The sequence below is a fragment of the Streptomyces lanatus genome (genome assembly GCF_014655715.1).
GTDB lineage: Bacteria > Actinomycetota > Actinomycetes > Streptomycetales > Streptomycetaceae > Streptomyces > Streptomyces lanatus.
In genome coordinates, this window is record NZ_BNBM01000013.1 from 80569 (window position 1) to 104204 (window position 23636).

20 protein-coding genes are annotated in these 23636 nt (G+C 72.5%); 12 read left to right on the forward strand and 8 right to left on the reverse strand.

Annotated elements, in window-relative coordinates; genetic code table 11:
- Window positions 1-4: 4 nt before the first annotated feature.
- The 5 genes from IE325_RS29745 to IE325_RS29765 are packed head-to-tail and all read right to left on the reverse strand — an operon-like array spanning window position 5 to window position 3800.
- A complete protein-coding gene (locus IE325_RS29745) occupies window positions 5-1021 on the reverse strand; it encodes a serine hydrolase domain-containing protein (protein WP_190073179.1) in 1017 nt (338 codons plus the stop codon).
- The gene (locus IE325_RS29750) at window positions 1018-1938 is read right to left on the reverse strand and encodes a DUF6895 family protein (RefSeq protein WP_190073180.1); all 921 of its coding nucleotides are present in this window, start codon (window positions 1936-1938) and stop codon (window positions 1018-1020) included. Before IE325_RS29750 ends, IE325_RS29745 begins: the two co-directional genes overlap by 4 nt.
- Entirely contained in the window at window positions 1935-2885 is a 951-nt protein-coding gene (locus IE325_RS29755) for a DUF6895 family protein (protein ID WP_190073181.1), read from the reverse strand. Before IE325_RS29755 ends, IE325_RS29750 begins: the two co-directional genes overlap by 4 nt.
- Entirely contained in the window at window positions 2882-3592 is a 711-nt protein-coding gene (locus IE325_RS29760; RefSeq protein WP_190073182.1) for a hypothetical protein, read from the reverse strand. Before IE325_RS29760 ends, IE325_RS29755 begins: the two co-directional genes overlap by 4 nt.
- 22 nt (window positions 3593-3614) lie before the next feature.
- Window positions 3615-3800, reverse strand: a complete 186-nt coding sequence (locus IE325_RS29765) for a hypothetical protein (RefSeq protein WP_190073183.1) — start codon at window positions 3798-3800, stop codon at window positions 3615-3617.
- 509 nt (window positions 3801-4309) lie between these two features.
- Here IE325_RS29765 and IE325_RS29770 point away from each other — a divergent pair.
- From IE325_RS29770 to IE325_RS29780, 3 genes are all read left to right on the forward strand, one after another.
- A complete protein-coding gene (locus IE325_RS29770; RefSeq protein ID WP_190073184.1) occupies window positions 4310-6871 on the forward strand; it encodes a helix-turn-helix transcriptional regulator in 2562 nt (853 codons plus the stop codon).
- A 3-nt stretch (window positions 6872-6874) separates the two neighbouring features.
- Window positions 6875-9655: an AAA family ATPase gene (locus tag IE325_RS29775; protein WP_190073185.1), complete on the forward strand. Its 2781-nt coding sequence runs from the start codon at window positions 6875-6877 to the stop codon at window positions 9653-9655.
- Window positions 9656-9878: 223 nt separating this feature from the next.
- On the forward strand, window positions 9879-10526 hold the full coding sequence (locus IE325_RS29780) for a helix-turn-helix transcriptional regulator (RefSeq protein WP_190073186.1): 648 nt from the start codon (window positions 9879-9881) through the stop codon (window positions 10524-10526).
- Window positions 10527-10542: 16 nt separating this feature from the next.
- Here the strand turns inward: IE325_RS29780 and IE325_RS29785 are convergent, their stop codons facing one another.
- Window positions 10543-13407: an ATP-binding protein gene (locus IE325_RS29785; protein ID WP_229912105.1), complete on the reverse strand. Its 2865-nt coding sequence runs from the start codon at window positions 13405-13407 to the stop codon at window positions 10543-10545.
- Between the two features lie 312 nt (window positions 13408-13719).
- On the reverse strand, window positions 13720-14448 hold the full coding sequence (locus tag IE325_RS29790) for an alpha/beta fold hydrolase (protein ID WP_190073187.1): 729 nt from the start codon (window positions 14446-14448) through the stop codon (window positions 13720-13722).
- A gap of 187 nt (window positions 14449-14635) precedes the next feature.
- Between IE325_RS29790 and IE325_RS29795 the strand changes: the two genes are divergently transcribed.
- Genes IE325_RS29795 through IE325_RS29815 form a run of 5 tightly spaced genes read left to right on the forward strand, consistent with a single transcriptional unit; the run spans window position 14636 to window position 18758 of the window.
- A complete protein-coding gene (locus tag IE325_RS29795) occupies window positions 14636-15109 on the forward strand; it encodes a carboxymuconolactone decarboxylase family protein (RefSeq protein ID WP_190073188.1) in 474 nt (157 codons plus the stop codon).
- A 51-nt stretch (window positions 15110-15160) separates the two neighbouring features.
- Entirely contained in the window at window positions 15161-16129 is a 969-nt protein-coding gene (locus IE325_RS29800) for a patatin-like phospholipase family protein (protein ID WP_190073189.1), read from the forward strand.
- Window positions 16126-17349 carry a macrolide family glycosyltransferase gene (locus tag IE325_RS29805; RefSeq protein ID WP_190073190.1) on the forward strand — a complete coding sequence of 408 codons (1224 nt, stop codon included), beginning with the start codon at window positions 16126-16128 and terminating at the stop codon, window positions 17347-17349. Before IE325_RS29800 ends, IE325_RS29805 begins: the two co-directional genes overlap by 4 nt.
- Before the next feature lie 3 nt (window positions 17350-17352).
- A complete protein-coding gene (locus IE325_RS29810; RefSeq protein WP_190073191.1) occupies window positions 17353-17841 on the forward strand; it encodes a hypothetical protein in 489 nt (162 codons plus the stop codon).
- Window positions 17838-18758: a hypothetical protein gene (locus IE325_RS29815; RefSeq protein WP_190073192.1), complete on the forward strand. Its 921-nt coding sequence runs from the start codon at window positions 17838-17840 to the stop codon at window positions 18756-18758. The genes IE325_RS29810 and IE325_RS29815 overlap by 4 nt, the downstream gene beginning before the upstream one ends.
- Window positions 18759-18767: 9 nt before the next feature.
- Here the strand turns inward: IE325_RS29815 and IE325_RS29820 are convergent, their stop codons facing one another.
- Window positions 18768-19670, reverse strand: a complete 903-nt coding sequence (locus IE325_RS29820; RefSeq protein WP_190073193.1) for a UTP--glucose-1-phosphate uridylyltransferase — start codon at window positions 19668-19670, stop codon at window positions 18768-18770.
- 149 nt (window positions 19671-19819) lie between these two features.
- On the opposite strand from IE325_RS29820, the gene IE325_RS29825 reads away from it, so the two are divergent.
- From IE325_RS29825 to IE325_RS29840, 4 genes are all read left to right on the forward strand, one after another.
- Window positions 19820-20644 (forward strand): class I SAM-dependent methyltransferase, encoded by an 825-nt coding sequence (locus tag IE325_RS29825; protein WP_190073194.1) that lies wholly within the window; start codon window positions 19820-19822, stop codon window positions 20642-20644.
- A 30-nt stretch (window positions 20645-20674) separates the two neighbouring features.
- On the forward strand, window positions 20675-21571 hold the full coding sequence (locus tag IE325_RS29830; RefSeq protein WP_190073195.1) for an RNA polymerase sigma-70 factor: 897 nt from the start codon (window positions 20675-20677) through the stop codon (window positions 21569-21571).
- Window positions 21572-21677: 106 nt separating this feature from the next.
- Window positions 21678-22175, forward strand: coding sequence for an Ohr family peroxiredoxin (locus IE325_RS29835; protein ID WP_190073196.1), 498 nt, complete (start codon window positions 21678-21680; stop codon window positions 22173-22175).
- A 181-nt stretch (window positions 22176-22356) separates the two neighbouring features.
- Window positions 22357-23580, forward strand: a complete 1224-nt coding sequence (locus IE325_RS29840) for an NAD(P)/FAD-dependent oxidoreductase (protein WP_190073197.1) — start codon at window positions 22357-22359, stop codon at window positions 23578-23580.
- Window positions 23581-23636 lie beyond the last annotated feature (56 nt).

Sequence of the window (23636 nt, forward strand, 5' to 3'; positions counted from 1 at the left end):
CCGTTCAGTCGGCGGTGTCATCCGCGAGGAACGCGTACGCGGTGGCGATGAAGGCGTCGCGGGCGCGGAAGCGGCGGGTGCACAGGGCGGCCAGGGCCGTGCCGGTGTCGGGCCGGAAGCCCAGGAAGGCCTGCTGGCCGAGGGTGGCGCCGCTGTGGAAGTACATCGGTCCGCCGCTCGTGGGATGCCGGAACCACGCCGTCGTGTGAACGTGCCGGTGCCCGAGCCCCCGCCGCAGCACGGGCGTGCGCACCGACCGCAGTGCCCCGCCCAGCGGGGAGCCGGCCGGGTCGAGGTGGGCCTCCAGGAACGTGAGCAGATCGTGCGGGGTGGCGCGGACGGCGCCCGCCGCGGCGAAGCCTCCGGCGTCGAAGGCGAGCGTGGGTGTGCGCCCGTCCTTGCCGTGTCCGACGGCGTCCGTCTTCGGGTCCTCCGCCCGCAGGGCGGTTCCGGTCAGGCCGAGCGGACGCAGTACGTGTGCGCCGAGCAGTTCCTCCCAGGCCGTGCCGGACACGGCGGCGAGCGCGTGGCCGAGCACGGCGACGCCGAAGTTGGAGTACTGCCACCGGGTGCCTGGCCGGTGCCTCGGGCGGTGGCGCAGGAAGGCGCCGGTCACCCGTTCGGCGTCGTAGCGCCCGTAGGGGTTGGTCCGCCAGGCGGGCAGGGCGCGCGGATAGAAGCCGGGGGGCAGGGTCGGCAGTCCCGCCGTGTGGGTGACGAGGTGGGCAAGCGTCACCGGGGTCCTGTCGGTCCGGCGGCCCGGGTCCAGACAGGCGGCGGCCGGTTCGCCCCCGGTCAGCAGGCCGCGCTGGATGAGCTGGGCCAGCAGCAGTGCGGTGAACGTCTTCGAGGCCGAGCCGATCTCGTAGCGCAGGTCCTGCCGGTCGACCCGCGGGGGCGGGGCGGTGCCGCCGCAGTGCAGGGTGCGGTGCCCGGACCGGGAGACGGCGAAGACGACGTCGGGGGCGTCTACGGCGGCCACGGCACTCGCCAGCCGTTCCCGCACGGTGTCGTCGGTCATGGGGCCGCGTGGGTGAGTTCGCTGAGGGCGCGGGACGTGGCCAGTACGGATGCGAACGCGGCGACCAGCGTGGGGTGGTAGATCATGTCGAACACCTCGTCCGGCTCGCCCTCCGGCATTCCCCGTACGGCGGGCATCGCCCCGTCGGCCTGCTGTGCGGCGGCGAAGCCCTCCCAGGCGCGTTCGTCCAGGGTGGGGCGCGGCAGACAGGCGTCGATGACGAGGAGTTCGCCGAGGAGGTCCCAGCGCTTCAGGTCGAGCCAGTCGTCGATCCACACCGGCAGCCAGGTGGCGAGGTAGTCGGCGATGTCCGGCGGCAGGGCCTCGGGGTGCTCTCCCCAGTCGGTGAGGTGGAACACCGTGTGCGTCACGTCGTAGGCGATGTGCCCGCCGACCGTCCAGGGTTCGGGCCTGCGGGCCAGCCAGGTCGGCGCGACCAGGGCCGCCTCGGGCGGGCGGGGCGTGAGGCCGAAGCGGCGCTGGAACGCGGCAAGGCCGAGGCGTCGGGTCGGGTCCAGTTCGAGGGCCGACCAGCTTTCGAGCCGGTGGTAGAGGACGGTGGCGCGCTCCACCTCGGGCTCGCTGTAGCCGAGTTCCTTGTACGGCAGGTACACCTCGAAGGGGATGGGCGACATCGGCTCGATGCGCTGCCCGCGCACCAGCATGCGACCGCCGTCCAGGGTGTGCCGCCAGGTGTGGTCGAGGAGCTTGCGGGCGAGCTCGGCCTGCCGGGATCCGGCGACGCCCTCGCGGAACAGCACGCGGCAGATCAGGGCGAGTTCGCCGACCGGTTTGAAGCGCTCGAGGAAGCCCACTTCCGGATCGACGTCGGTCTCCAGGCGGAAGCCGTCGCGGTGGGCCCACAGCCACTCCAGGGCGCGGACGCCGACGGTGTGCATGAGACGGGTGTCGGTCATCCGGGCACTCCTTGGGGGCGGGCCGCCTCGGTGTCGTCGTCGGTCACGCCGGTGAGGCGTTTGAGGGTCTGTGCCGCGGCGAAGGCGGCCATCAGGGTGGAGTGGTAGCAGTACAGGAAGTCCGGCTCCACCGGGGCGTCCTCCTGGGGCAGCGCGCCGGAGTCGTGCTGCGCCCCCGCGATGCGGGCCCAGGGGCCCTGGAAGGTCGCGAGGTCCGGCGGCGTGGGCAGGCTCGCGGCCACGACCAGCAGTTCGCAGCCGAGGTCCAGCATCCCGGCGTCCAGGCAGGTGTCGAGCCAGGACGGCAGCCAGTGCGCCAGATAGGCGGCCACGTCGGTGGGGACGCCTTCGGGTGCGCGTCCCCAGTCGGTGAGGTGGAAGACGACGTGGGTGAGCGCGTACCCGGAGGAGCGCTCGAACGTCCACGGTTCCGGCAGCCCGCCCAGCCAGGTGCGCCGCAGCACCTGCGCCGACTCGTCCGGCCGGTGGATGCCGCTGCGCCGCTCGGCCTTGAGCACGCCGAGGCGGCGGGTGGGTTCCTGTTCGGTGAGCCGCCAGCCGCGGGTGCGGGCCGTCAGGGCGGCGGCGGCCTCGTACCCGGGATGGCGCAGTCCGGCGGCGGCGAAGACGGAGTAGACCTCCAGGGGGTACGTCGCGAACGGCTCCAACCCCTGGAGGCGGACGAAGAGTTCGCCCCGCCCGGTCTGCTGCCAGGCGAACCGCAGCAGGTCGGAGGCGTGGTCGTGCAGCGGGTCCGACGGCGCCAGGTGGGTCCGTACGCTCTGGCAGGTCTGGGCGAGTTCGCCGAGCGGCTTCCAGGTGGCGTCCACCTGGCCGTCGGCGGTGAACGCCTCCTCGTCCAGGGCGAAGTCGGCGCGGTGCGCGGACAGCCAGGCGAACGCGGCCGCGCCCACGTCACGGATCTCCTTGACGCCCATGGCCGTCATACGAGCGCTCCGGCGGCCCGCACGACCCGCGCCGCCTGGACCTGGAGGGCCACCCGGGGGTCGGTTCCGCCCATCAACTCCACGAAGTCCAGGCCCGTTTCGAGGCCGAGGGTGTCCGGCACCCCGTCGAGCAGGGTGAGCCAGCGTCCGGCTCCCGCCGCCTGCTGCCAGTCCCTGCGGCGGACCGCGCGTACGAAGCCCCGGGCCACGTCGACCGGGCGGCGCCGGGCCGCGAGGGCCACGGCACAGTCCTCGCCGGGCAGCGCGAGGGGCGTCAGGACGGCGAGTTGGTGGGTCAGTGTCTGCCAGGGCGCGTCGTCGAGCCAGCCGGCGTCGGGTTCGGGGTCCGCCGCCATGCCGGGCGGGCCGTTCAGGGGGGTGTCGAGCCGCAGCAGGGTGCGGCGCATGGCCCAGTGGCTCCACCTGACGGTGGGGGCCGCGTCGGGCCGTAGTGGGAAGGCCTCCACCGTCCTGCGGAAGACGGCAAGTACCTCCGGGGCGGGCGGAGTCGGGAAGAGGACGTGCGGAAGCAGGAGGTCCGCTCCCAACACCCGTACGGCCGCGAGGGCGAGGCCGCCCTCGATGTCGTCCGCCGCCATCGTGCCGGACATGCGCACGTGGTCTCCGCCCCGAAGGGCGGAGACCACGTCGGATGCGATGTCCTGCACAGCGCCCTGCAAGAGGGCCGAAGTGCCTGACTGCTCCATTCAGTCGCTCCCGTCGGTCCGCTCAGCCCTTCTTCGGGCGAGGGGTCGGCGGGGACAGCAGCAGCTTGGTGTCCGCGGAGAGCAGCGCCAGGGCGGCGCACTCGCGGCTGTCACGGAAGACGCCGTCGGGTTCTACGGGGTCGAGTGCCATCTCGAGGTCGGTCCGCACACTGGTCGTGTCGTGGATCGCCTTGTCAATGGAAGGCATATCACCATCTCCTCTGGGGTCAGCCATAGCCTCCACAACCAGAGCACCACACAGTCACAAAGCGCGCATCTTTTCGCACAGGGCGCGATAGGTCACTTGTTCAACATTCCGGGCGGCCGCAGCCCGGGGCCCCAACGGAGCCCCGTCCAGGGGGACGAGGCGGCCGCCGTCCGGGAAATTGCAATCGAGGTCGACCGAAAGAGCGTCAGGATCTATGCGCGTGGCGTTTGGATTCCCTTTCCCGACGCTGGGTAGAGATCGGCCCAACTATGCCCTGCGGCACGGGAATCGACTTTTCGCCACGCCCAAGTACATGGCCTGATCAGGCCGGTTGGTAGAAGGGGGGCCCGTCGACGGCCTTGTCGGCTTATCAACGCGTGTTGATTCCTCGGTAACCTCAAAAAAAGCTCAGGGATACCCGAGTGAGCCTGTAATGGCGGTGGCAGGATCGCTAATCTCCAATTCGAAGGTGGAGCCGGTCGCCTGCTGTCATCGGACGAGAGGTGCGCATGCGGAACCCCGCTCAACTCGTCGGCCGGCAGGCCGTGCTCGACACCCTCGACGTACTCGTGCACCGCCTCGAGGACGGTGTCTCCGACATCGCTGTCATCACCGGCCCGGTGGGCTCCGGCCGCAGCGCCGTCCTCGAATGGACCGTCGAGCGGGCCAGGGCCGCCGGTTTCGCGGTCGGGGTCGCCCGCTGCTCGCCGCGCGAGTCCCGGATCCCCTACGGCACCATCACCCAGCTGCTGGGCACGTTGTGCCGCCCGTCGCGGATCGGCGCCCTCGCGTCCGGCATCGGCCCCACGAGCCGGCCCACGGACACCGTCGCCCGTATGTGCGACACGCTGCTGGCGCTGTCGGCCGGCAGACCCGTGCTGCTGGCCGTCGACGACCTGCATCTCGCCGACCCCGACTCACTGCGCCGGCTCGTCGGCCTCGCCCACCGCGCCCTACAGGGCGCCGTCCTCGCCGTCTCCACCTCCCCCGTGCCCGTCCGTCAGGTCTTCGACGCGGCCGCGGCCGTCGCGGAGCACTCCTATCCGGCGCGCACCCTGACCCTCGATCCGCTCACCACCGCCGAGGCACGCGACCTGGTCGAAGCCCGGGTGGGCCACCCGGTGGAGCGGACCGTGCTCACCGTGGCCGGCATCGCAGGCTGGTCCCCCGCGGTCCTGCACGCCGTGGCCGACCGGATCACCGCGCTGGGCCGCCCCCTGGACACCGACGCCGTGCCGCAGCTCGTCGCCGCCGCCCGTACCGCGTGGTCCACCCGCGCCCTGACGACCGTGCAGGGCTTGCCGAAGAGTGCCCTGGCCCTGCTGCGCGCCACGGCCGTCGGCGGCCACCCCTCGGAGCCGACCCGGCTGGCGGCCCTGGCCGGCCTCGACGACGTCGCCTTCGCCGACGCCGTGGACATGCTGCGGGCCTGCGGGCTGCTCACCGACACCGACTTACCCCGGCTGCGTCATCCCTGGTTCGCCGATGACGTCCTGGCGGGCATGACCGGGCCCGAGCGTGACCGTCTGCTCCGCCGCGCGGCGGCACCGCACGGCGAGGAGGGCACCCGCGGCGACACCGCCGCCGAGCCGCACGGTGACGTCCCCTGCCTCGTCCACCCCTGGACCACGTCCGGTTCCGCCTGCTCCGTACGCCCGCGGCAGGCAGCGGACACCGACACGGCATCCCTGCGGAACGCGCTGTGCGAGCCGGGGACCGAGACCGAGCGGGCCCGGCGGCTGATCCGTCTCGCCGCCGCCGAGGCCGTCACCGCCCCGCAGGCCGCCGACGGCAGGCTGCGCCAGGTGATGCTGCGCCACCTCACCCGCGAGACATGGCCTCATGTGCTGTACGCCGCGGATCTGCTGCTCAGCCGCGGCGACGCGGAGACGGCCCGCTGGGCGATCGCCGACGCGCATCAGCGGGCGCTCACCACGATCCCCGACGACGAGCTGCGTCCGCTGCGCGCCCTCGGCAGGCTCGCCCACAAGGAGAAGGGCGGCCTGCCGCTCGTCGCGCCGCCGCCCGCGCACTCCGACCGCCCCGGTCACCCCGCCCAGTCCGCCGTACTGGCCTGGACCCTCGCCACCCGGGGCGACGACCGGCCCCGGGCCCTCGAACTCGCCCGCGCGGCGCTCGACGAGCCCGCGGCCGTGCCTTTCATGTGCCGTATCGCCGCGGCCCGGGCCCTGCTGTGCGCGGACGATGTCCCCGCCGCGCTCGGCCGACTGGCCGCCGTCGCCGCGGACGCCCGGCGCGACAACGCTGTCGCGGCGGCGGCCCAGGCTTTGCTGAGCCTCGCCGAGGCGGAGGTCCGGCTCGGCCGCGGCGAGGAGGCGCTGCGCGAACTGACCGCCGCCACCCGGGCCCTCCCGCTCGCTTCGTGGCACGGCCTCCTCGCGCCCCGGCTCGCGGCCGCCGAGATCCTCGCGCTGATCCGCTGCGACCGCCTGGAGGAGGCCCGGCGCGCCTCGGCGGAGGCGGCCGGGACCCGGCCCGAGGGCCACAGCGTCACCGCGGCCTTCCTGTTGTACGCCCGCGCCGAACTCGCCCTCATCGACGGGGACGCCGCCCGGGCCCTGCTGTTTCTTGAGGAGTGCGGGCGTGTGCTGCGGGCCAAGCGCTGGCGCAACCCCATGCTCCTTCCGTGGCGCGGCGTCGCGGCCGTCGCCCACCATCTGCTCGGCGCCCCCGCCACCGCGGACGACCTGCTCGCCAAGGAGCTGGGTGTCGCCGAACGCTGGGGGACGGTGGGTGCCTTCACGGAGCTGCGCGCCGGCACCCTTGCGGCACTGGCCCGAAACGGCGTCGAGATCCCGTGGACCGCAGGCCCCGGCCGCCTCCCGACCGCCGCCGAGGAATCCGGCCCCGAACCGGACCCGCTGACCCCGTCCGAGTGCGAGGTGACCGCCCTGGTGGTCGATGGTCTGGCCAACCGTGAGATAGCCCGCCGGCTCGGCCTGGCCACCCGTACCGTCGAGCTGCGGCTCACGCACGTCTACCGCAAGCTCGGCGTCAAGGGGCGCGCCGCCCTTGTCGCCCGGCTGCGCAGCGGGCGGGAGGACGGCTGATCCATGCTGCTGGAGCGCGACCGGGAGCTGACCGTCCTGGACGACGCGGTCGCCGACGCCCGTGCGGGCAGCGGTGTCCTCGTCCTCGTCGAGGGCGGCACCGGCAGCGGCACCACGGCGCTGCTGAACCGGCTGGCCGACCGGGCCGGCACGGCCGGTGCCCTGGTCCTGCGCTCGGCCGGCACCCCCGGTGAACGCGCCGTCCCGTTCGGCGTGCTGCGCCGGCTCGTGCTCCCGCTGGTCGCCGAACGCGACCTGCCCGCCGACCTGGTCGTCTCCGCTCCGCACCTGTCCCCTGGCGGCGGCCACACGGGCCCGGAAGGCGCCGCCGGGGCCGCCGTCCGGGCCGACACGCTGCACTGGCTGCACATCCTGTTCGCGGGTCTGAGCGCCGAGCGGACGGTGGTGCTCGCCGTCGACGACCTGGGCTGGGTCGACGCCGACTCCCTGGAGGCGCTCGCCCATCTCGCCGCCCGCCTGGCCGGTCTGCGCATGCTGCTGGCCGTGGTCCGCAAGGACGGACTCGGTGTTCATGACCCGCTGGTGCGCGAGATCTCCGCCGCCGCCACCCATCAGATCCGGGTCCGCGGACTGTCCCGCGACGGCACGGCGGCGCTGGTGGCCCGTCAGCTCGGGGCGGACTGCCCCGACGAGTTCGGCCGTACCTGTCACGACGTCACCGGAGGCCGGCCCAAGGACCTGCGGGTGCTGTGCGACCGGGCCAGGCTCAGGCGCCTGGGCGCACCCCACTGGCGCACCCAGCGGCTGCGGGAGCTCGGCGAGTCGCTGCGCCGCGAGCGGCTGTTGTCGCTGCTGCGCCGTGAGCCCGTCCTCGCCGTCTTCCTCAAGGCGACCGCCGTGCTCGCCGAGCAGGCCAGCGAGCCCCTCGTCGAACGGCTGGCGGGGCTGAGCCGGGGGCAGTGCGCTCACGCCCGTGAGGTGCTCGCCCATGGCTGGCCGCCGGTCGACGGCCAGGGCGAGGCCGCGCACACCGGCGCGGCATGTGCGGTCGTCCTCCAGGCCATGGGGGACGAGGAGAGTTCGCGCCGCCATCGGCAGGCCTCCGCGCTGCTCGACGCGTCCGGCGCCGGACCGGAGGAGGTGGCCCTCCCGCTGCTGCACGTCGGCCGGCTCGGCGACGCGTGGGAGATCCATCAGCTGCGTGCCGCGGCGGCGGCCGCCCGCCGCCGGGGCGCACCGGAGACGGCCGTGCGCTATCTCGGCCGCGCCCTCGTCGACGTGGCCGCCGCCAGCCATGTCCGCGCCGAGTTGCTCTATGAACTCGCGGTCACCGAGCTGGATCTCAACTCCCCGGCCGCGGGGCGCCACTTCGTGCAGGCGGCGCGGCTCATGCCCGGGCTGCGGCGGCGCGCCGAGGTCGTCTCCAGCGCCCCGATGGGCATCGTGCGCGGCGATCCCGAGGTCGCCGCGCTGGTCCGCGAGACGGCCGCGGCGGTCGGCACTCCCCGCGAGGACGATCAGCAGGGCAGATACCTCGCGATGCGGCTGGAGGCGCGGGCCCGCTACGCCGGTCTCCAGGACCCGGACCTGGTGCGCTCGGCGGCGGGCCGGCTGCGGGAGCTCGGCGAGCACGGCCACGACGCCTCGGCGGCCGAGCGTGAACTGCGTACGGTCCTGGTGTTCACGGCCGCCATGGACGGGCGGGTCGACCATCGCTTCGTGGCCGGTACGACCCGGCAGGTCCTGGAGGAGGAGCCCGCGCACACCGCGCTGGCCGGGCTGGCGCTCGAACTGCTGCCGCCGGTGCTCTACTGCACGGACACCCCGCACCTCGCCACGTCCTGGCTGGACGCCGCCGGGCTGCACGCCTCGCAGGAGGACGACCGGGTGACGACGTCCCGGATCGAGGCGGTGCGCGCGCTCATGCGGATCGCCCGGGGCGAGGTCGGCCCGGCCCGGGAGTACGGCGTCCGTGCCCTCGCGGCGGCCGGGGGCGCGACGCACGGGGACCGGGCGGAGCTCACCATGGTCCTGGGCTGTGTCGCCCTCGAACTCGACGACACCGAGATCGCCGAGCGGGTGCTCGATCCCGCCCGACCGCAAACCGACCTGTGGCTGTTCGCCAAGTACGGGGCGCTGAACGGCATGCTCGCGGAAACGCGCGGGGACCTGCCGGTGGCGCTCGCCCATTACCTCGACTGCGCCCGCGTCCTGGAGCGCGCCGGGTGGGTGAACCCGGCGTTCGCGCACTGGCAGGTGCGGGCCGCGCTGGTCCAGCACCGTATGGGCCGCACCGCGGAGGCCCTCGCCGCGGCCCTGACCCACCATGAGCGCGCCCGGATCTGGGGAGCGCCGAGCACGCTCGGCCGGGCGCTGCGGCTGCTCGGCGTCGTCACCGGCGGTCCGCGCGGCGTCGAACTGCTGCGGCAGGCCGTCGCCGTGGTCGAGACGGAGGGCAGCCGCCTCGAATTGGCGCGCGCCCTGATGGAGTTGGGCCGACGGCTTCAGGAGGCGTCGGCCCCGGAGGGCGACCGGCTGTTCCGGCGCGGTCGTCGGCTGGCCGCCGAATTGATCAACGCGTCGGCCGACGCCGGGACCGGCACCAACGCCCGCTCGGCACGGGCACTCGCGGCCGGACTGACGCCGGCCGAGACAAGGGTGGCGCAGCGGGCGGCACGCGGTCTGAGCAACCGGGAGATCGCGACGGAACTCGAAACGAGCCTACGGGCCGTGGAAAGACACCTGACGAGCTCCTACCGTAAATTACGTGTTACCGGCCGGGAACAACTCGCCCGAGCCATGGCAATGGACGAGTCCCGCTAGTCTGCCCAGGGCGGCTCCGCGTCATGCCGCGGACCTGCGCGGAATTTTGTTCATTAAGTTCATGGCACATACCGCAATGCGGACCGAACCACCGCCGGCGGGCACCGCAGTCTTAGCGGTGAATAGGGGTCGATGCACCCTGTATGTCTTGACATGCATTTTCTTCCGATGCCAATGTCGTGGGTGAAGGTCATGAACGCTGAGAGAGAGCGGCCCACCCCCCATGAACAATGCAGGCCTGGACTCGGCAGAGATCATCCATTTAGCACTTTTCGAGCAGTCTGTTGTCTGCATCGCAAATCTCGATCTGGAATTCCGGATAAGGGAGGCCAATCGATCCTTCGCCCGTCAATTCGACTGGGCTCCCGGGCAGGGTGTGGGCAGGGACTTCTGCGAACTGCTGCATCCCAGTGTCCAGGGAAAGCTGAAGCACGAGTTGATCCGTCTGGCGGATGGTCAAAGTCCCCGGTTCGCCGACCGCTTGATCGCGCTGGGCGCGAATGACACCGTATTCCAGGCGGAGCTGACCGGAGTCGCCGTCCGGAGCGGCGGCGGCCGGGTCGACCGCATCCTGGTGCTGGTCGACCCGGACGAGCCCGGGACCGAAGCGCAGCTCGCCCATGCCCGGCACAAACTGTTCAGTCCGATGCACGCCCGCATTCTGGAGGGTGTCGCATTGGGAGAGTCGACCGTCCAGCTCGCCACGAAGCTCTTCCTCAGCCGTGGCGGAGTGGAATACCACGTCTCCTCGCTGCTGCGGAAGATGAAGGTGACCAACCGTCCGGCGCTGATATCGAAGAGCTATTCCCTGGGCGTCTTCGCCATCGGCCAGTGGCCGCCGCGGGTACGGCCGGAGTTCGTCTCCGACTGACCGCGGCGTGACGGTTTCACCTGGCGGGTCCGCGTTCCGCGGCGAGGACGGCCGCGAGTTCGCGGCGCCCCCGGATGCCGAGCTTGCGGTACACGCTCGTCAGGTGGAATTCCACGGTGCGCTGGGTGAGGAACAGGGCTTCGGCGATCTCCCGGTTGGTGGCTCCGCCGGCGGCCCGCTCGGCGACCTGGCGTTCCGATCCGCTCAGCGCGTCGGTCGGTGACCCGGTGCCGCGCCGCAGTCTGCCCCCGGCCGCGCCGAGCGCGGGTACGGCCCGGTCGATGAGGAGCCGGTCGCCGCAGAGTACGGCGATGTCGATGGCGCGGCGCAGCCGTTCCCGCGCGCTCTCGGCGTCGCCGCGCTCCAGCAGCCGCCGGCCCAGCAGATACTCGGCGTGCGCGTGTTCCAGACGGCCGGGGGTGCCGTCGAGGAGCCGGGTGGCCTCGGTCAGTTCGTCGATGCCGGTGTCGCAGGTGGTGAGGACGCCGCGGGCGACGGCGAGCATGCCCCGGGCGCGGGGCGTGCCCCACCGTCGTACGGCCGGTGCGACGCGGTCGACGACGTCCAGCCCCTCGCCGTGCCGGCCCAGTTCGGCGAGGAGTTGAGCGGCGTCGTACCACCAGGGGGCCAGCACGGGGTTGCCGATGCCCGCCTCGGCGAGGCTGTCGCCGCATCGCAGGAGGTGGCCGAGGGCTCCCTCGGGGTCGCCGAGCGCGGCACGGGTGCGGGCCCGGCTCATCATGTAGGTGTGCGACTCCAGCGCGAACTGGTCCACGCGGGGCCGCCGGATCAGGTCGAGCACCTCCTGGGCGCGGACGGCGTCACCGCGGCGGACCAGAACGTCCGCGAGGGTGCAGTGCGGGCCGACGGCGCTCTTCACGCGCAGGTCGCGGTGGACGAGATCGAAGGCGAGCTGCGCGTCCGCCAGTGCCTGTGCGATGTTGCCGGCCCACATGTGCACCTGGGCGCGGGTGGTGGAGACGAGGGCGCTGTTCCAGGCCTGGCCACGGTTCTGGGCGTGCTCCAGCAGGGCGGTGAGGACGGACTCGACGGGCTCGATCACATCGGCGAGGTAGAGGGTGAGGCTGGCACCGAGGGCACCCCAGCCGCCGAGGGAGAAGTCCCCGAACCGCAGCACCCGCTCGGCCGCGGGGACGAGTCCGGCGGCGGGGCGGCCCTCCAGGGTGCCGAGCGCGCAGAGCATGCCGAGCAGCATGCGTTCCTCGGCGGTCTCGCCGGGCGGCGGCACATGGTCGCGGAAGCGTTCGCTGACCCGGCGCACGGTGGACTTCTCGTCGAGCCCTGAGACCAGGGCCATCGCCTCCATGAGGGTGCGCAGCGCCTGTTCGTCCGGGGAGTCGCCGAGTTCGGACTCGGCCAGGGGCAGTGTCTCGCCCACCAGCTCGAAGGCGCGCAGCGAGTTCTGGGCGCCGAGGGAGGTGATGACGTACTGCTGCACGAGGCGGCAGCGCAGGCGCGGGTCGGTGACGAGGGACAGCGCGTGTTCCAGCCGGCTGAGTGCGGTGGGGTGGTCGGAGTGGGCGAGGACCCGGGCCGAGGCGGACAGCAGCTCGATGTCGTCGAGGTCGTGGCGCAGGGCGCGGGAGAGGTACTGGCCCGCGGTGGCGGGTGCGCCGCGCTGTTCGGCGCCGAGGGCGGCGGATCTGAGGACGGTGACCATCCAGGGCTCGGGTACCTCGGGGAGATGCATCAGCTGGACGGCGACCTGGTCGCTGGGGCACCCGGAGTCGTTGAGCAGACGTGCGGCGCGCTCGCGCAGGGCGAGGCGTTCCTCGGCCGGGGTGGCATCGAGTACGGCCTGGCGCATGAGGTCGTGGCGGTAGGCGAGGGAGTCGGGGCGTAACAGGCCGGCGGCGCACAGGGCGTCCACGGCGCCGGCGGCGGGGCCGGGGGTGGTGCCGGCGAGGGCGGCGACGGACTCGATGTCGTCGGACTCAAGGACCGCCAGCGCGGTCGCCACGGCGAGCCGTTCGGGGCCGAGCCGGTCGAGGTGGAAGCGGGCCACGGCACCGTGTCCGAGGCCGTCGCGGAGCGCGTCGGCGTCGAGTCCGGCGTCCGGGCCGCGTTCCCTCAGTTCGCGGAGGACGAGCTGGACCAGGAAGGGGGTGCCGCCGGTGAGTTCCATGCAGCGGGCGACGAAGCAGGCGTCGGGCGTGACGGGGAGGGCCGCGGCGAGCATGTCGTGCACGGCGTCGTCGGTGAGCGGCTCGACGTCGACGGTGAGGCAGGAGGCGGAGTCGGTCATCTCGTCCAGCACATCGGGGTGGGCGTGCTCGACCTCGGTGCGCAGGGTGAGGAGCAGGGCGACCGGGAGGCCCTCGGCCCGCCGCAGCAGGAAGGCGAGCCAGCGCAGGGACGCCTCGTCGCACCACTGGAGGTCGTCGACGGCGAGGATCAGGGGCCGTTCGGCGGCGAGCGAGTTGGTGAGCCAGTACAGGCCGTGCATGACGCCGTAGGCGTCGACGGGCCCGCCGTCGGGGGCGCCGTCGGGGGCGCCGTCCGTCGTCAGGGCGGGCAGGGCGAGTGCGGCGCTGCCGGCCGCCACCGCGCCGCCGCCGAGCAGCGGGTGCCGTGCGGGGTCGTCGGCGGTGAGGCCGAGCGGGGCGAAGAGTCCGCGTACGGCCTCGTAGGCGGCGCCGCCGCTCTCCTGGCACTTGACGGTGAGGACGCGGGCGTCGGTGCCCGGTTCGTCGAGGGTCGCCGTCATCAGCCGGGTCTTGCCGATGCCGGCGGGCCCGCGCAGCAGAACCGCGTTTCCACCGTCCGTACCGTGAAGGTGTTCGTGGATCAGAGTGAGTTCCAGGTCTCGGCCTACGAGCGTGGGCTCGTCGTCCGCCTTCAGGCCGGGGGATAAAGCCACCGCGTCTCCTGTACTGCCCCCGCCCGCAAGGGAGTTGACGGAGAGCCACAAACCGAATGACCGACTTTTGTCTGATGATAGGCACCCATTGGGGCACCCTTCGGCCACACGCGAACCGGTCGCACAGGGGACTTGAAACCCTTCGCACCTTCACGATCGCCAACGCGAATCCAGCTCCCCGGGTCACGCCGCCGGTCAGAGGGGGCCTACGGGAGCAACTTCGTCGGATGCTCCGGACGTCCGCGGCGAGGAAGATGAACGGGCGTCACATTCAACTGTGGTGCACTGCACATGAGTTGCCAGGTGAGGCGCCTACGCGGACCGGCTCCAGTGCGCCTCCAGTGCCGCGGCCACCTCGGCTGGCTTCTCCAGCACCGTCCAGTGGTTGCAGTCGAGTTTCAGGATCCGGGACGCCCGCAGCGCGGTTCCCAGCCGCTCGCCGAACTCGGTGGGGACGGCCGGGTCGCGCACTCCCCAGAACACCAGGGCGGGTGCGGTCGCGTCCGCCAGTGCCGGTTCCCATTCCGCCCCGACCGTGAGCGCGGAGCGGTAGAGCCTGAGGATGCTGTCCTTCATCGGCCCGTCCACATGGCCGGCCATCGCCTCGGCCGCCTCGGCGGGTACGTCGAAGCCGGTCACCAGGTCCTTGGCGAGGGACGTGGGCTCCAGCTCGGCCATGAAGCGGTCCCCCGCGACCCCGTCCTGCCAGATCCTGGCGAGCGGATGCCAGACGTACCGGGCGCTGACGGGGCCGTTGCCGCCGGCCCAGGTGCGCACCAGGTCGGGCCGTAGGGATGCGATGCGGGCGGTGAGCATGCAGCCCCAGTCGTGGCCGACGAGGTCCACGGGCTCGCCGACGTGTTCCAGGCGCTCGACGAGCCAGTCGACGTACTCCTCCTTGGTGGATCCGAAGCCGGGCGGCAGGTCCCCGCCGAAGCCTGGGAGGTCCCAGGCCTCCACGTCGGTGCGGGTCAGGTGGCGGCGGACGCGGGACCAGACGCGGTGGGTGTCGGGGACGCCATGGATCAGGATCGCGGGCACGGGCGGGTCCTTCCTGATGATGCGGGCCCTCCTGGTGGAGGGGCGCAGACGGACGCGCTGTGAACCTGCTCCGCCGCCCTGGTGCCGAACCGTATGAGACGTGGTTCACATATGCCTTGGTGTCACAGCTTTCGGTCGCGTCCGGTCATTGGTGTGTAGCCCGTCTCAACGGCAAGGAGAGAACACCGTGGAACCGCGTCTCGACTACTTCGGCAACCCCCTCGCGGGAAAGGTGCTGCGGCACATCAACACGGCCAGCAAGATCGTCTCGGACTCGACGCTGCCTGCCACGGTCCAGGAGCTGGTGAAGATCCGCGCCAGCCAGATCAACGGCTGCGGCTTCTGCACCGACATGCACACCAAGGACGCCGCCCACGCCGGTGAGAGCGCGCAGCGTCTGCACCTGGTCGCGGCCTGGCGGGAGGCCAAGGTGTTCACGGAGGCCGAGCGTGCCGCCCTGGAGGTCGCGGAGCAGGCCACTCGGATCGCCGACGCGGCCGGTGGGGTCACCGACGAGGCGTGGGCCGATGCCGCCAAGCACTTCGACGAGGAGCAGTTGGTGGCGCTGATCTCCCTGCTCGCCGTCATCAACGCCTACAACCGCATCAACGTCATCAACCAGCAGCCCGCCGGGGACTACCAGCCCGGCCAGTTCGGCTGACGTCCACGCCGCCCCGCCGTACTTCACGCGGCAGGCCGAGAGAGGTGGATCATGACGGGTGCCGACCGGAAACGTCATCTGTCGCCGATCCCGTCGAGCGGTGACACCTCGGCGGGGTTGCGCGCACTCCCCCGTCCCGTCGCCGTGGTGGTCGGCGCCGGTGGAGTGCTCGGGGCGGCGCATGTCGGGGTGGGATACGCGCTGGAGCAGCGCGGATTCGTACCGGACATGATCATCGGAACGTCGGTGGGCGCTCTGAACGGCGCCATCGCCGCCGCCCACCCCGACCGGGCGGCGCCGTGGCTGGACCAGGTGTGGAGCCGGCTGCGCCGCCGTGAGGTGTATCCGCTCGGCCATCTCCCGTCGCGGGCCAGTGTGTTCACCGATCGCGGTCTGCGCCGGCTGATCGCCCGGTCCGGACTGCCGTCGCGGATCGAGGAGTTGGCGGTGCCGTTCACCGCGGTGGCCATGGACCTGGGCACCGGCGCTCCGGCACTGCTCGACCACGGGGACCTGGCGTCCGCACTGCTGGCCAGCGCGGCCATCCCGGGCATGCTGCCGCCGGTGGAGCGGGAGGGCCGCACGCTCGTCGACGGCGGAGTGATCGCGTATGTGCCGGTCCTCGCCGCCCTGAAGGCCGGGGCGGCGAGCGTGGTCGTGGTGGCGACCGGGCCGGAGAGTTCACCGCTGCGCCCCGTCGGTCCGCTCCGCCGGGCGGGCGCGGTCGCCGCCCGGGCCGGAATGCTGTTGCTGCACCATCAGATCGAGCGCGATCTGCGCGAGGTGTCCCGGCACATCCCGACCGTCGTGCTCCCCACCGGCATCGAGTCCTGGCCCGCCCCGTGGGACTTCGGTCATGCGCGGCGGCTGATCAGCACCGCGGAGCTGACCGCGGGGCGCTTCCTCGACGGACTGGGCGTCGACGGGCCGGGCCTGTACCGGGCCGAGGACCCCGCGGCGACGCCCGCCGGTCCCGGCGGGACATCGACTTCTCCTTCGGCAATGGAGGCCGGCCTGTGAGTACCATCGCGTTCCTCAACATCGGCATGCACGGGCACATCAATCCGACGCTGCCGATCGTGGCCGAGCTCGTCCGGCGCGGCCACACCGTCACGTACCACACCTCCCCGGCGTTCCGTCAGGAGATCGAGGCCACCGGCGCGACCGTTCGTCTCTACCCCGGCGGCGAGCAGCCGCTGCCCGATCCGCCGACGCCCCTCGGTCTGCTGGAGTCGCTGGCGAGCACCAGTCTGCGGCTGCTGCCCTCGGTGCTCGGCGATCTGCGCCAGGACCGGCCCGATCTGATCGTGCACGACAGTTCCTGTCTGTGGGGCGCGGTGGCCGCGCGTGAACTCGGGGTGCCGGCGGCATCGTCGTTCACCACGTTCGCGTTCAACCGGCAGGTCCCCAGCCCCACCCGCGGCTCGTGGGAGCTGTTGGCCGCGGCACGCAGCCAACCCCGCGCCTTCCTGGACTACTTGCAGGCCCGCGGTGAGCTGCACCGGCGGTTCGACGCGCATGGGCTGCCACTCTTCGACCTGCTGAACATCCGTCAGCCGCTCAATCTGGTCTACACGTCGCGGGCGTTCCAGCCCGCCGTGGAGACCTTCGAGGAGTCCTACCGTTTCGTCGGTCCGAGCATCGGCGCCCGCCCGGCCGATCCGTCGTTCCAGGCCGACCGGCTCAAGGATCCGGTGCTGTACGCCTCGCTCGGCACCGTATTCGGCGCCGACCCGCAAGTGCTGCGTACGTTCGCCACCGCGCTCGCCCCGCTGGGCGGCACCGTGATCGTCTCCACCGGGCAGACCGACCCCGACGCACTGGGGCCGTTGCCCGCCCATGTGCTCCCGCTGCGTTTCGTACCGCAGCTGGAGGTGCTGGACCGGGCGGCGCTGTTCATCACCCACGGTGGAATGAACAGTGTCAACGAGGCCCTGTACGCCGGGGTCCCGCTGCTGGTGGTCCCGCAGGGCGCCGACCAGCCGATGACCGCGAGGCGCGTCGTCGAACTGGGCGCGGGGCTGTCGATCCGTACCGAGGACGTGACCAAGGGCTCCGTACGGGCCCTCGCCCGGCGTCTGCTGCACGAGCCCGGGTTCCGGGACGCCGCGACCGCCCTGAAGACGGCCCAGCGCGACGCGGGCGGCTATCGCGGCGCCGCCGACGCCCTCGAAGGGTATGTGCGGTCGGCCGGCCGGGCCCGCCCCTCGGTGCCCGCCGATCCGGGACGGCGGGGCTGAGCCATGACCGCCCTCGTCGTGGTGCTGCTGTTGCTCGCCGGGCTGTCGGAGGCCGCCGGGCGCATCCTGCCCCTGCTGGCGCGCCGGCCCGGTATGCCCCGGACACTGGTGATCGGGCTGCTGCTCGGGGCCGGGCTGGTCGAGGCCGCGGTGTTCGCGCTCTGGCCGCTGACCGCCTGGACGCTGGCCGAGGTGGCGGGGTCCGCTCCCGCGGCGGGCGACGGGCTGGAGTGGACGCCGGGCCTGGCCGCGCCGCTGCTGCTGAGCGCCGTGCTCGCGTTCCCGCTGCTCGGACCCCTGCTCCATCTGCTGCTGTTCGTGGGCGTCGGTGCCTCTCTGGCCGGTCCGCTCGCGACGGCGACCGACCTCGGCTGGTGGGGCGCCGCCGGCTGTGTGGCCGCCGCCGGGGCCGGACTCGGCATCGCCGTGGAGGCCGTGCGCCGGCTGGTCGTGCGGCTCAGCACGCCCCGTACACCGGAGCCGGTGTCATGAACGACTTCCTGCTCTGGGCCTGCGTGCTGGGACCCGTCCTGCTCGCCGAAGGGCTGCTGGCCCGCTACGAGGTGCTGGCCTACGGCGCCGGATTCCGGCACCCCGTCACCGAGCTCCCCGAGGGTGTGCCCTACGCGCGGGGCGCCGCCGCCGACGCTCCCCCGGAGGCCTACCTGGTCTATCTGGACGGCATCGGCAAGCGCCGCGTCCGTGACACCCGGGACGGCGGCCAGCTGGTCAGGGCCGTGCTCGCCGGGGCGCCGGAGCTGCGGGTCCTCGGCCAGGTGCAGCCGTACTCACCACTGGCCGACCCGCTCGCCGACCGCCCGGTGTGGGCGTGGCTGCGCCGGCACATCGGTCTGCTGCTGTTCCTGCACAACGTCATGCAGGTCTTCGTCGCCGCCGACCACCGCTACCGCCCGCTGTACAACCGGGCCGTCGGCTCCCAGATCGCCACACAGTTGCAGCTGGCCGGTTATCGGCCCGACAGCGGTGTGCCGGTCGCGCTGCTCAGCTACAGCGGTGGCGCACAGGTCGCCACCGGCGCGGTCGACGAACTGCACGCCCGGCTGCGCTGCCCGCTCGTGGTGCTCACGCTGGGCGGGTTCCACAACGGCGCCAACGACGTCTCCCGGGCCGAGCGGGTGCACCAGCTCACCAGCGCCTACGACCGGATCGAGCGGGTCGGCACCTGGATCTTCCCGCAGCGCTGGCGGCTGTTCCGCGGCAGCGGCTGGAACCGCGCCCGGCGCGCCGGGAAGATCACCGTGCACCGGCTCGACCCGGCCACGCACCTCGGCCCGCGCAGCTACATCAGCCCGGAGCAGCGGCTGCCCGACGGGCGCAGTCATCTCGACCGCACGGCCGACACGGTGATCTCCCTCATCCGCGCCCGGCACGACGCGACGACGCCCTGAACGGCGAGGTCAGCCGCCGTTCTCGTCCAGTCCGGCGACCAGGCCGCGCAGGAGGGGGCCGTACTCGGGGTGGGCGAGGGCGGAGGCCATCTGGGCGACCAGGTAGTCGGCGGGGTTGCCCGTGTCGTACCAGCGGCCCTTGATGACCTGGCCGTAGACGGCGCGGGTGGCGGCGTAGGCGTTGATGGCGTCGGTCAGATAGACCTCGCCGGTGCGGTGCTCGTACCACCGGCGGGTCTGCTCGCGCAGTTCGTCGACGATGCCCGGGGTGATCACATAGCCGCCGATGGCCGCGTACGACGAGGGGGCGGCGGTGGGTTCGGGCTTCTCGACCAGACCGGTGATGCGCAGCTGGCCGTCGCCGAGGTCCTCCTTGACGATCGGCACGCCGTAGCGCTGCGACTCGGTGGGGTCCATCGGCAAGAGGGCCAGCACCGGGCAGCCGGTCTGCTCGTAGGCGCGGATCAGCTGCTGGGCGCGGGGCACCTCGGCCACGAAGACGTCGTCGGGCCATAGCACGAGCACGGGTTCGTCACCGAAGGAGCGGGCTGCGTTGAGCACCGGGGTGCCGTTGCCGTACGGGCCGTACTGGTCGAGGTAGGTGATGTGGCCCTTGCGGGCCAGCTCGGCTACCTCCTCGACGGCGTCGGCGTAGCCCGTCTTGCCGTCCGCGCGGAGCTGTTCGACGAGGGCGGGGTTGGGGCGGAAGTGCTCCTGGATGAGGCTCTTGCCGCCGGACACCACGATGGTGATGTCGGTGATGCCCGAGTCCACCAGCTCACGCACGGTGTGCTCGATGACCGGCTTGTCGCCGACCGGCAGCATCTCCTTCGGTGTCGCCTTGGTCAGGGGCAGCAGTCGGGAGCCGAGTCCGGCGGCGGGGATCACAGCCCTGCGGATCGTCGGGGACATGGCATCTCTCTCGGTCGGTCGGCGCACCGCACCGGCGGGCGCGGCACGCTCCGACGCTATCAACGCCTGTCGTAGCCCTGCCGATCGCCCGGTGGCCGTCACGGTGAACCCACTGTCACAACCGGACCGTCCGAGCGGTCTATATCTATATGCCCCCTTTCCCGCAAGACGTCACTGTTGACCCTCCGGGTCCGGAATCGCGGGACGCCTACGAGGTCAGTGCCGAGTTCTACGACATCCTCCAGGCGGACCAGGACCGGGCCCGGGTCCACCGGTTCTACGGCCGCGACGTCCGCGCCGCCCGCCGGGGCGTCCTGGACGTCGGCGCCGGCACCGGACGGGTCACGCTGATGAGCCTCGCCGAGTCGCGGGCCCCGGTGCATGCCGTCGAGCCCGCGCGGTCCATGCGGTCGCTGCTGATGACGCGGCTGGCGGCGCTGCCCGTGGACATGAGGACCCGCGTCACCGTGCATCCGCACGGGCTGGACGAGGCCGCGCTGCGGGCGGTGGCCGACGTGGCGATATGCCACAACACCATCGGCTGTCTGCCCCCGGCCTCGCGGCGCGCCCTGTGGTCCGCGGTCGCCCGCGCGCTCGTGCCCGGCGGGGTGCTCCTCGTCCACCTCCCGCCCGACCGGCTCCCCCGTGCCGAGTCGACGCATGTCCTGCCGGCCCAGAAGGTCGGGGAGCACGTGTACGGAGGGCGCATGGTGATGTCGGCCGACGCGGACCGGATCCGGACGCGGTTCGACTACTGGGTGCGGGGCGCGAAGGGCGTTCTACGCGAGTACACCGAGACGTTCTGGATGTGGCCGGCCTCCCGTGCGGAGGTGGCCGGGGAGCTCGCGGGGTCCGGGTTCGTCCCGCTGCCCGAGCGGGCCGATCCCGCCGTGCTGGCCGTGCGGCTCGGGCGGGCCCGACGGGCGCCTCGCGCGGACCGGCCCGGCGGGGTGCGCCGGGGTGCCCGCTTGTAGCCTGGTCGCCCAGGACCGGAGGGAGCGTCGATGCGCGCCGAGGACGACACGAGCTCCCTCGACCGGGCGGCAGAGCTGTTCATCGCGGCCCGCCCCCAGCTCTTCGGCATCGCCTACCGCATCCTCGGCAGTGCCGTGGAGGCCGAGGACATCGTCCAGGAGGCGTGGCTGCGGTGGCAGAACACCGACCGCGCCGAGGTCAGGGAAACGGCCGCCTTCCTGACGACCGTCACCTCCCGGCTGGCGATCAACCTCGCCCAGTCCGCCAGGATGCGACGCGAGTCGTACACCGGGCCCTGGCTTCCGGAACCGGTCGACACCCGTGCCGATCCGCAGCTCGGTGCGGAGCGGGCCGAGGCGCTCGACATGGCGGTGCTCCTGCTCCTGGAGAAGCTCAACCCCGTGGAACGGGCGGCCTATGTGCTGCGGGAGGCCTTCGACTACCCGTACCGGCGGATCGCGGAGATCCTGGAGACGAACGAGGCGCACACGCGCCAGCTGGTGACCCGGGCCAGGAAGCACCTGGCTGCGGAACGCAGGAAGCCGGTTGACTCCACCGCGCACCGGCGCCTGCTCGAGGTCTTCCTCGACGCGGCCCGCACCGGCAGCCTCTCGGTGCTGGAGGACGTCCTCGCGCAGGACGTGGTCAGCTACTCCGACGGCGGCGGGATCCGCGGGGCGTCCAGGATCCCGGTCGTGGGACGTCTGCGGGTCTCCAAGTACCTCGCCGCCTTCGCCCCTCGGTTCTGGCCCCCGACGGAGGTCCGCTGGGTCGAGGCCAACGGCAGGCCGGCCGTCCTCGTGTCGGCCGGGGGGAACCCGGTGGCCCTGCTCTGCGTCGACGCGTCCGAGCGGGGTATCGAACGCGTCATGTGGGTCATGAACCCGGCCAAGCTGGAGCCCTACGTGGAGTCGCTGACCGATTGACGCCGGTCATGCCGGTGCCGGCGGTTGTCACAGCCTCGGTGACTAGTCGGTCAACCAGTTGTCCCGACCGACGGGAACCCCGCTACGAGGCAAAGGTGCATCGAACATGAGCGAGCCGTTCCGGTTGCCCGATCTGTCCACCGAGAAGGACTACGTCGGAGAGTCCTTCGCCCCCATCTACACCACCACGGTGACGGTGAGCGGCGGACCGGCGAGTCACGGACGGGCCTCGGGCCGGGCGCGCTCGGCGGACGGAGTCCTCGACCTCGATCTGCGCATGCCCGCCGAACTGGGCGGCGACGGCCGGGGGACGAACCCCGAGCAGCTGTTCGCGGCCGGTTTCGCCGCGTGTTTCCACGGCGCGCTGAGCCTGGTCGCCCGCCAGGAGGAGCTCGACCCCGCCCCGGTCACCGTGGAGGCGACGGTGGCCTTCGGGCGGGACCCGGACGACGGCGGCTATCTGCTGCACATCGACCTGGTGGTCAGGTGGCCGGACATCGACCCCGAGATCGCCGCCCCACTGCTGGAGAAGGCCGACTCGCTGTGCCCGTACGCGAGGATGGCCTGGCGGGGGACGCCGACGACCATCACCCTGGCGTCCTGACGGGCAGCGTCGCGTATCTCAGCGGTGGAGTTCGATCCGCAGGGGCAGATCGTCAAGGAAGTCCGTCCCGGGCGCCCGCGTCGTCGCCGGGGCGGTGTCACAGAAGCGGGAGCTGCGCGGTCTGACGGGTGACCCCCGGACATCCGACTCGCCCCGCGCGAGCTTCTGAGACGAGGACCCCATGAGCACTTTCGTGATCGTCGGCGGCGGTCTCGCCGCGGGCAAGGCCGCGGAGGCACTGCGGGAGCACGGCCACGGCGGCCGGATCGTCATCATCGGGGACGAGCGGGAGAAGCCATATGTGCGGCCGCCGCTCTCCAAGGGCTATCTGCTGGGCAAGGAGGAGCGCGACTCGATCTTCGTGCACCCCGACGACTGGTACCGGGAGCACGAGGTCGACCTGCTGCTCGGCACCCGCGCGGGCGCGATCGACCCGCGCGCACGGCAGGTGGCGCTGGAGGACGACAGCCGGCTCTCCTACGACAAGCTGCTCCTGGCCACCGGCTCCTCCCCGCGACGGCTGACCGTACCGGGAGCCGACCTCGACAACGTGCTGTATCTGCGCCGGGTGGAGGACAGCGAGCGGCTCAAGTCCGCCTTCGCGGCGGGCCGAAGGATCGTCGTGATCGGCGCCGGCTGGATCGGGCTCGAAACCGCGGCGGCCGCCAGGACGGCCGGTGCCGAGGTCACGGTCCTCGAACACTCCGCGCTGCCGCTGCTGAAGGTGCTGGGGCGGGAGGCGGCCGAGGTGTTCGCCGCGCTGCACACCGACCACGGCGTCGAGCTGCTGCCCGAGGTGCGGGTGGACTCGCTGACCGGGACCGACAGCCGGGTGACGGGCGTACGGCTCACCGACGGCAGACAGCTGCCCGCGGACGCCGTGGTCGTCGGCATCGGCATCACGCCCAATGTGGGGCTCGCCGAGCACGCGGGGCTCGAGGTGCGCGACGGCATCGTCACCGACGAGCGTCTGCGGACCTCGGTGGCCGACATCCACGCCGCCGGCGACGTCGCCAACGCCTATCACCCGCTGCTCGGCCGCCATCTCCGGGTCGAGCACTGGGCCAACGCCCTCAACCAGCCCGAGGTGGCCGCGCAGAGCATGCTCGGCAAGGACGCCGTCTACGACCGGCTGCCGTACTTCTACACCGACCAGTACGACCTCGGCATGGAATACACGGGATACGCGGAGCCGGGCGGCTACGACCGCGTCGTGTTCCGGGGAGACGTGGCGGGGCGCCGCTTCGTCGCGTTCTGGATGGCGGGCCGGCGGGTGCTGGCCGGGATGAACGTCAATGTGTGGGACGTCATCGACCGGATCCGCGCGCTCGTGCTCTCCGGCGCCGACGTCGACGACGCGCTGCTGGCCGACCCTGACGTGCCGCTGGACCGCGTCCTGCCGTGACGCCGTGGGTGTCACAGAAACACCGGCTGCCCTGTCGTAGTGAGTGACAACCTTGG

What these genes read in the sequence shown, in the direction of transcription:
- IE325_RS29745 (WP_190073179.1), bottom strand. Translation starts at nt 1,021, where the DNA reads ATGACCGACGACACCGTGCGGGAACGGCTGGCGAGTGCCGTGGCCGCC.
- IE325_RS29750 (WP_190073180.1), bottom strand. Translation starts at nt 1,938, where the DNA reads ATGACCGACACCCGTCTCATGCACACCGTCGGCGTCCGCGCCCTGGAG.
- IE325_RS29755 (WP_190073181.1), bottom strand. Translation starts at nt 2,885, where the DNA reads ATGACGGCCATGGGCGTCAAGGAGATCCGTGACGTGGGCGCGGCCGCG.
- IE325_RS29760 (WP_190073182.1), bottom strand. Translation starts at nt 3,592, where the DNA reads ATGGAGCAGTCAGGCACTTCGGCCCTCTTGCAGGGCGCTGTGCAGGAC.
- IE325_RS29765 (WP_190073183.1), bottom strand. Translation starts at nt 3,800, where the DNA reads ATGCCTTCCATTGACAAGGCGATCCACGACACGACCAGTGTGCGGACC.
- IE325_RS29770 (WP_190073184.1), top strand. Translation starts at nt 4,310, where the DNA reads ATGCGGAACCCCGCTCAACTCGTCGGCCGGCAGGCCGTGCTCGACACC.
- IE325_RS29775 (WP_190073185.1), top strand. Translation starts at nt 6,875, where the DNA reads ATGCTGCTGGAGCGCGACCGGGAGCTGACCGTCCTGGACGACGCGGTC.
- IE325_RS29780 (WP_190073186.1), top strand. Translation starts at nt 9,879, where the DNA reads ATGAACAATGCAGGCCTGGACTCGGCAGAGATCATCCATTTAGCACTT.
- IE325_RS29800 (WP_190073189.1), top strand. Translation starts at nt 15,161, where the DNA reads ATGACGGGTGCCGACCGGAAACGTCATCTGTCGCCGATCCCGTCGAGC.
- IE325_RS29810 (WP_190073191.1), top strand. Translation starts at nt 17,353, where the DNA reads ATGACCGCCCTCGTCGTGGTGCTGCTGTTGCTCGCCGGGCTGTCGGAG.
- IE325_RS29815 (WP_190073192.1), top strand. Translation starts at nt 17,838, where the DNA reads ATGAACGACTTCCTGCTCTGGGCCTGCGTGCTGGGACCCGTCCTGCTC.
- IE325_RS29820 (WP_190073193.1), bottom strand. Translation starts at nt 19,670, where the DNA reads ATGTCCCCGACGATCCGCAGGGCTGTGATCCCCGCCGCCGGACTCGGC.
- IE325_RS29825 (WP_190073194.1), top strand. Translation starts at nt 19,820, where the DNA reads ATGCCCCCTTTCCCGCAAGACGTCACTGTTGACCCTCCGGGTCCGGAA.
- IE325_RS29830 (WP_190073195.1), top strand. Translation starts at nt 20,675, where the DNA reads ATGCGCGCCGAGGACGACACGAGCTCCCTCGACCGGGCGGCAGAGCTG.
- IE325_RS29835 (WP_190073196.1), top strand. Translation starts at nt 21,678, where the DNA reads ATGAGCGAGCCGTTCCGGTTGCCCGATCTGTCCACCGAGAAGGACTAC.
- IE325_RS29840 (WP_190073197.1), top strand. Translation starts at nt 22,357, where the DNA reads ATGAGCACTTTCGTGATCGTCGGCGGCGGTCTCGCCGCGGGCAAGGCC.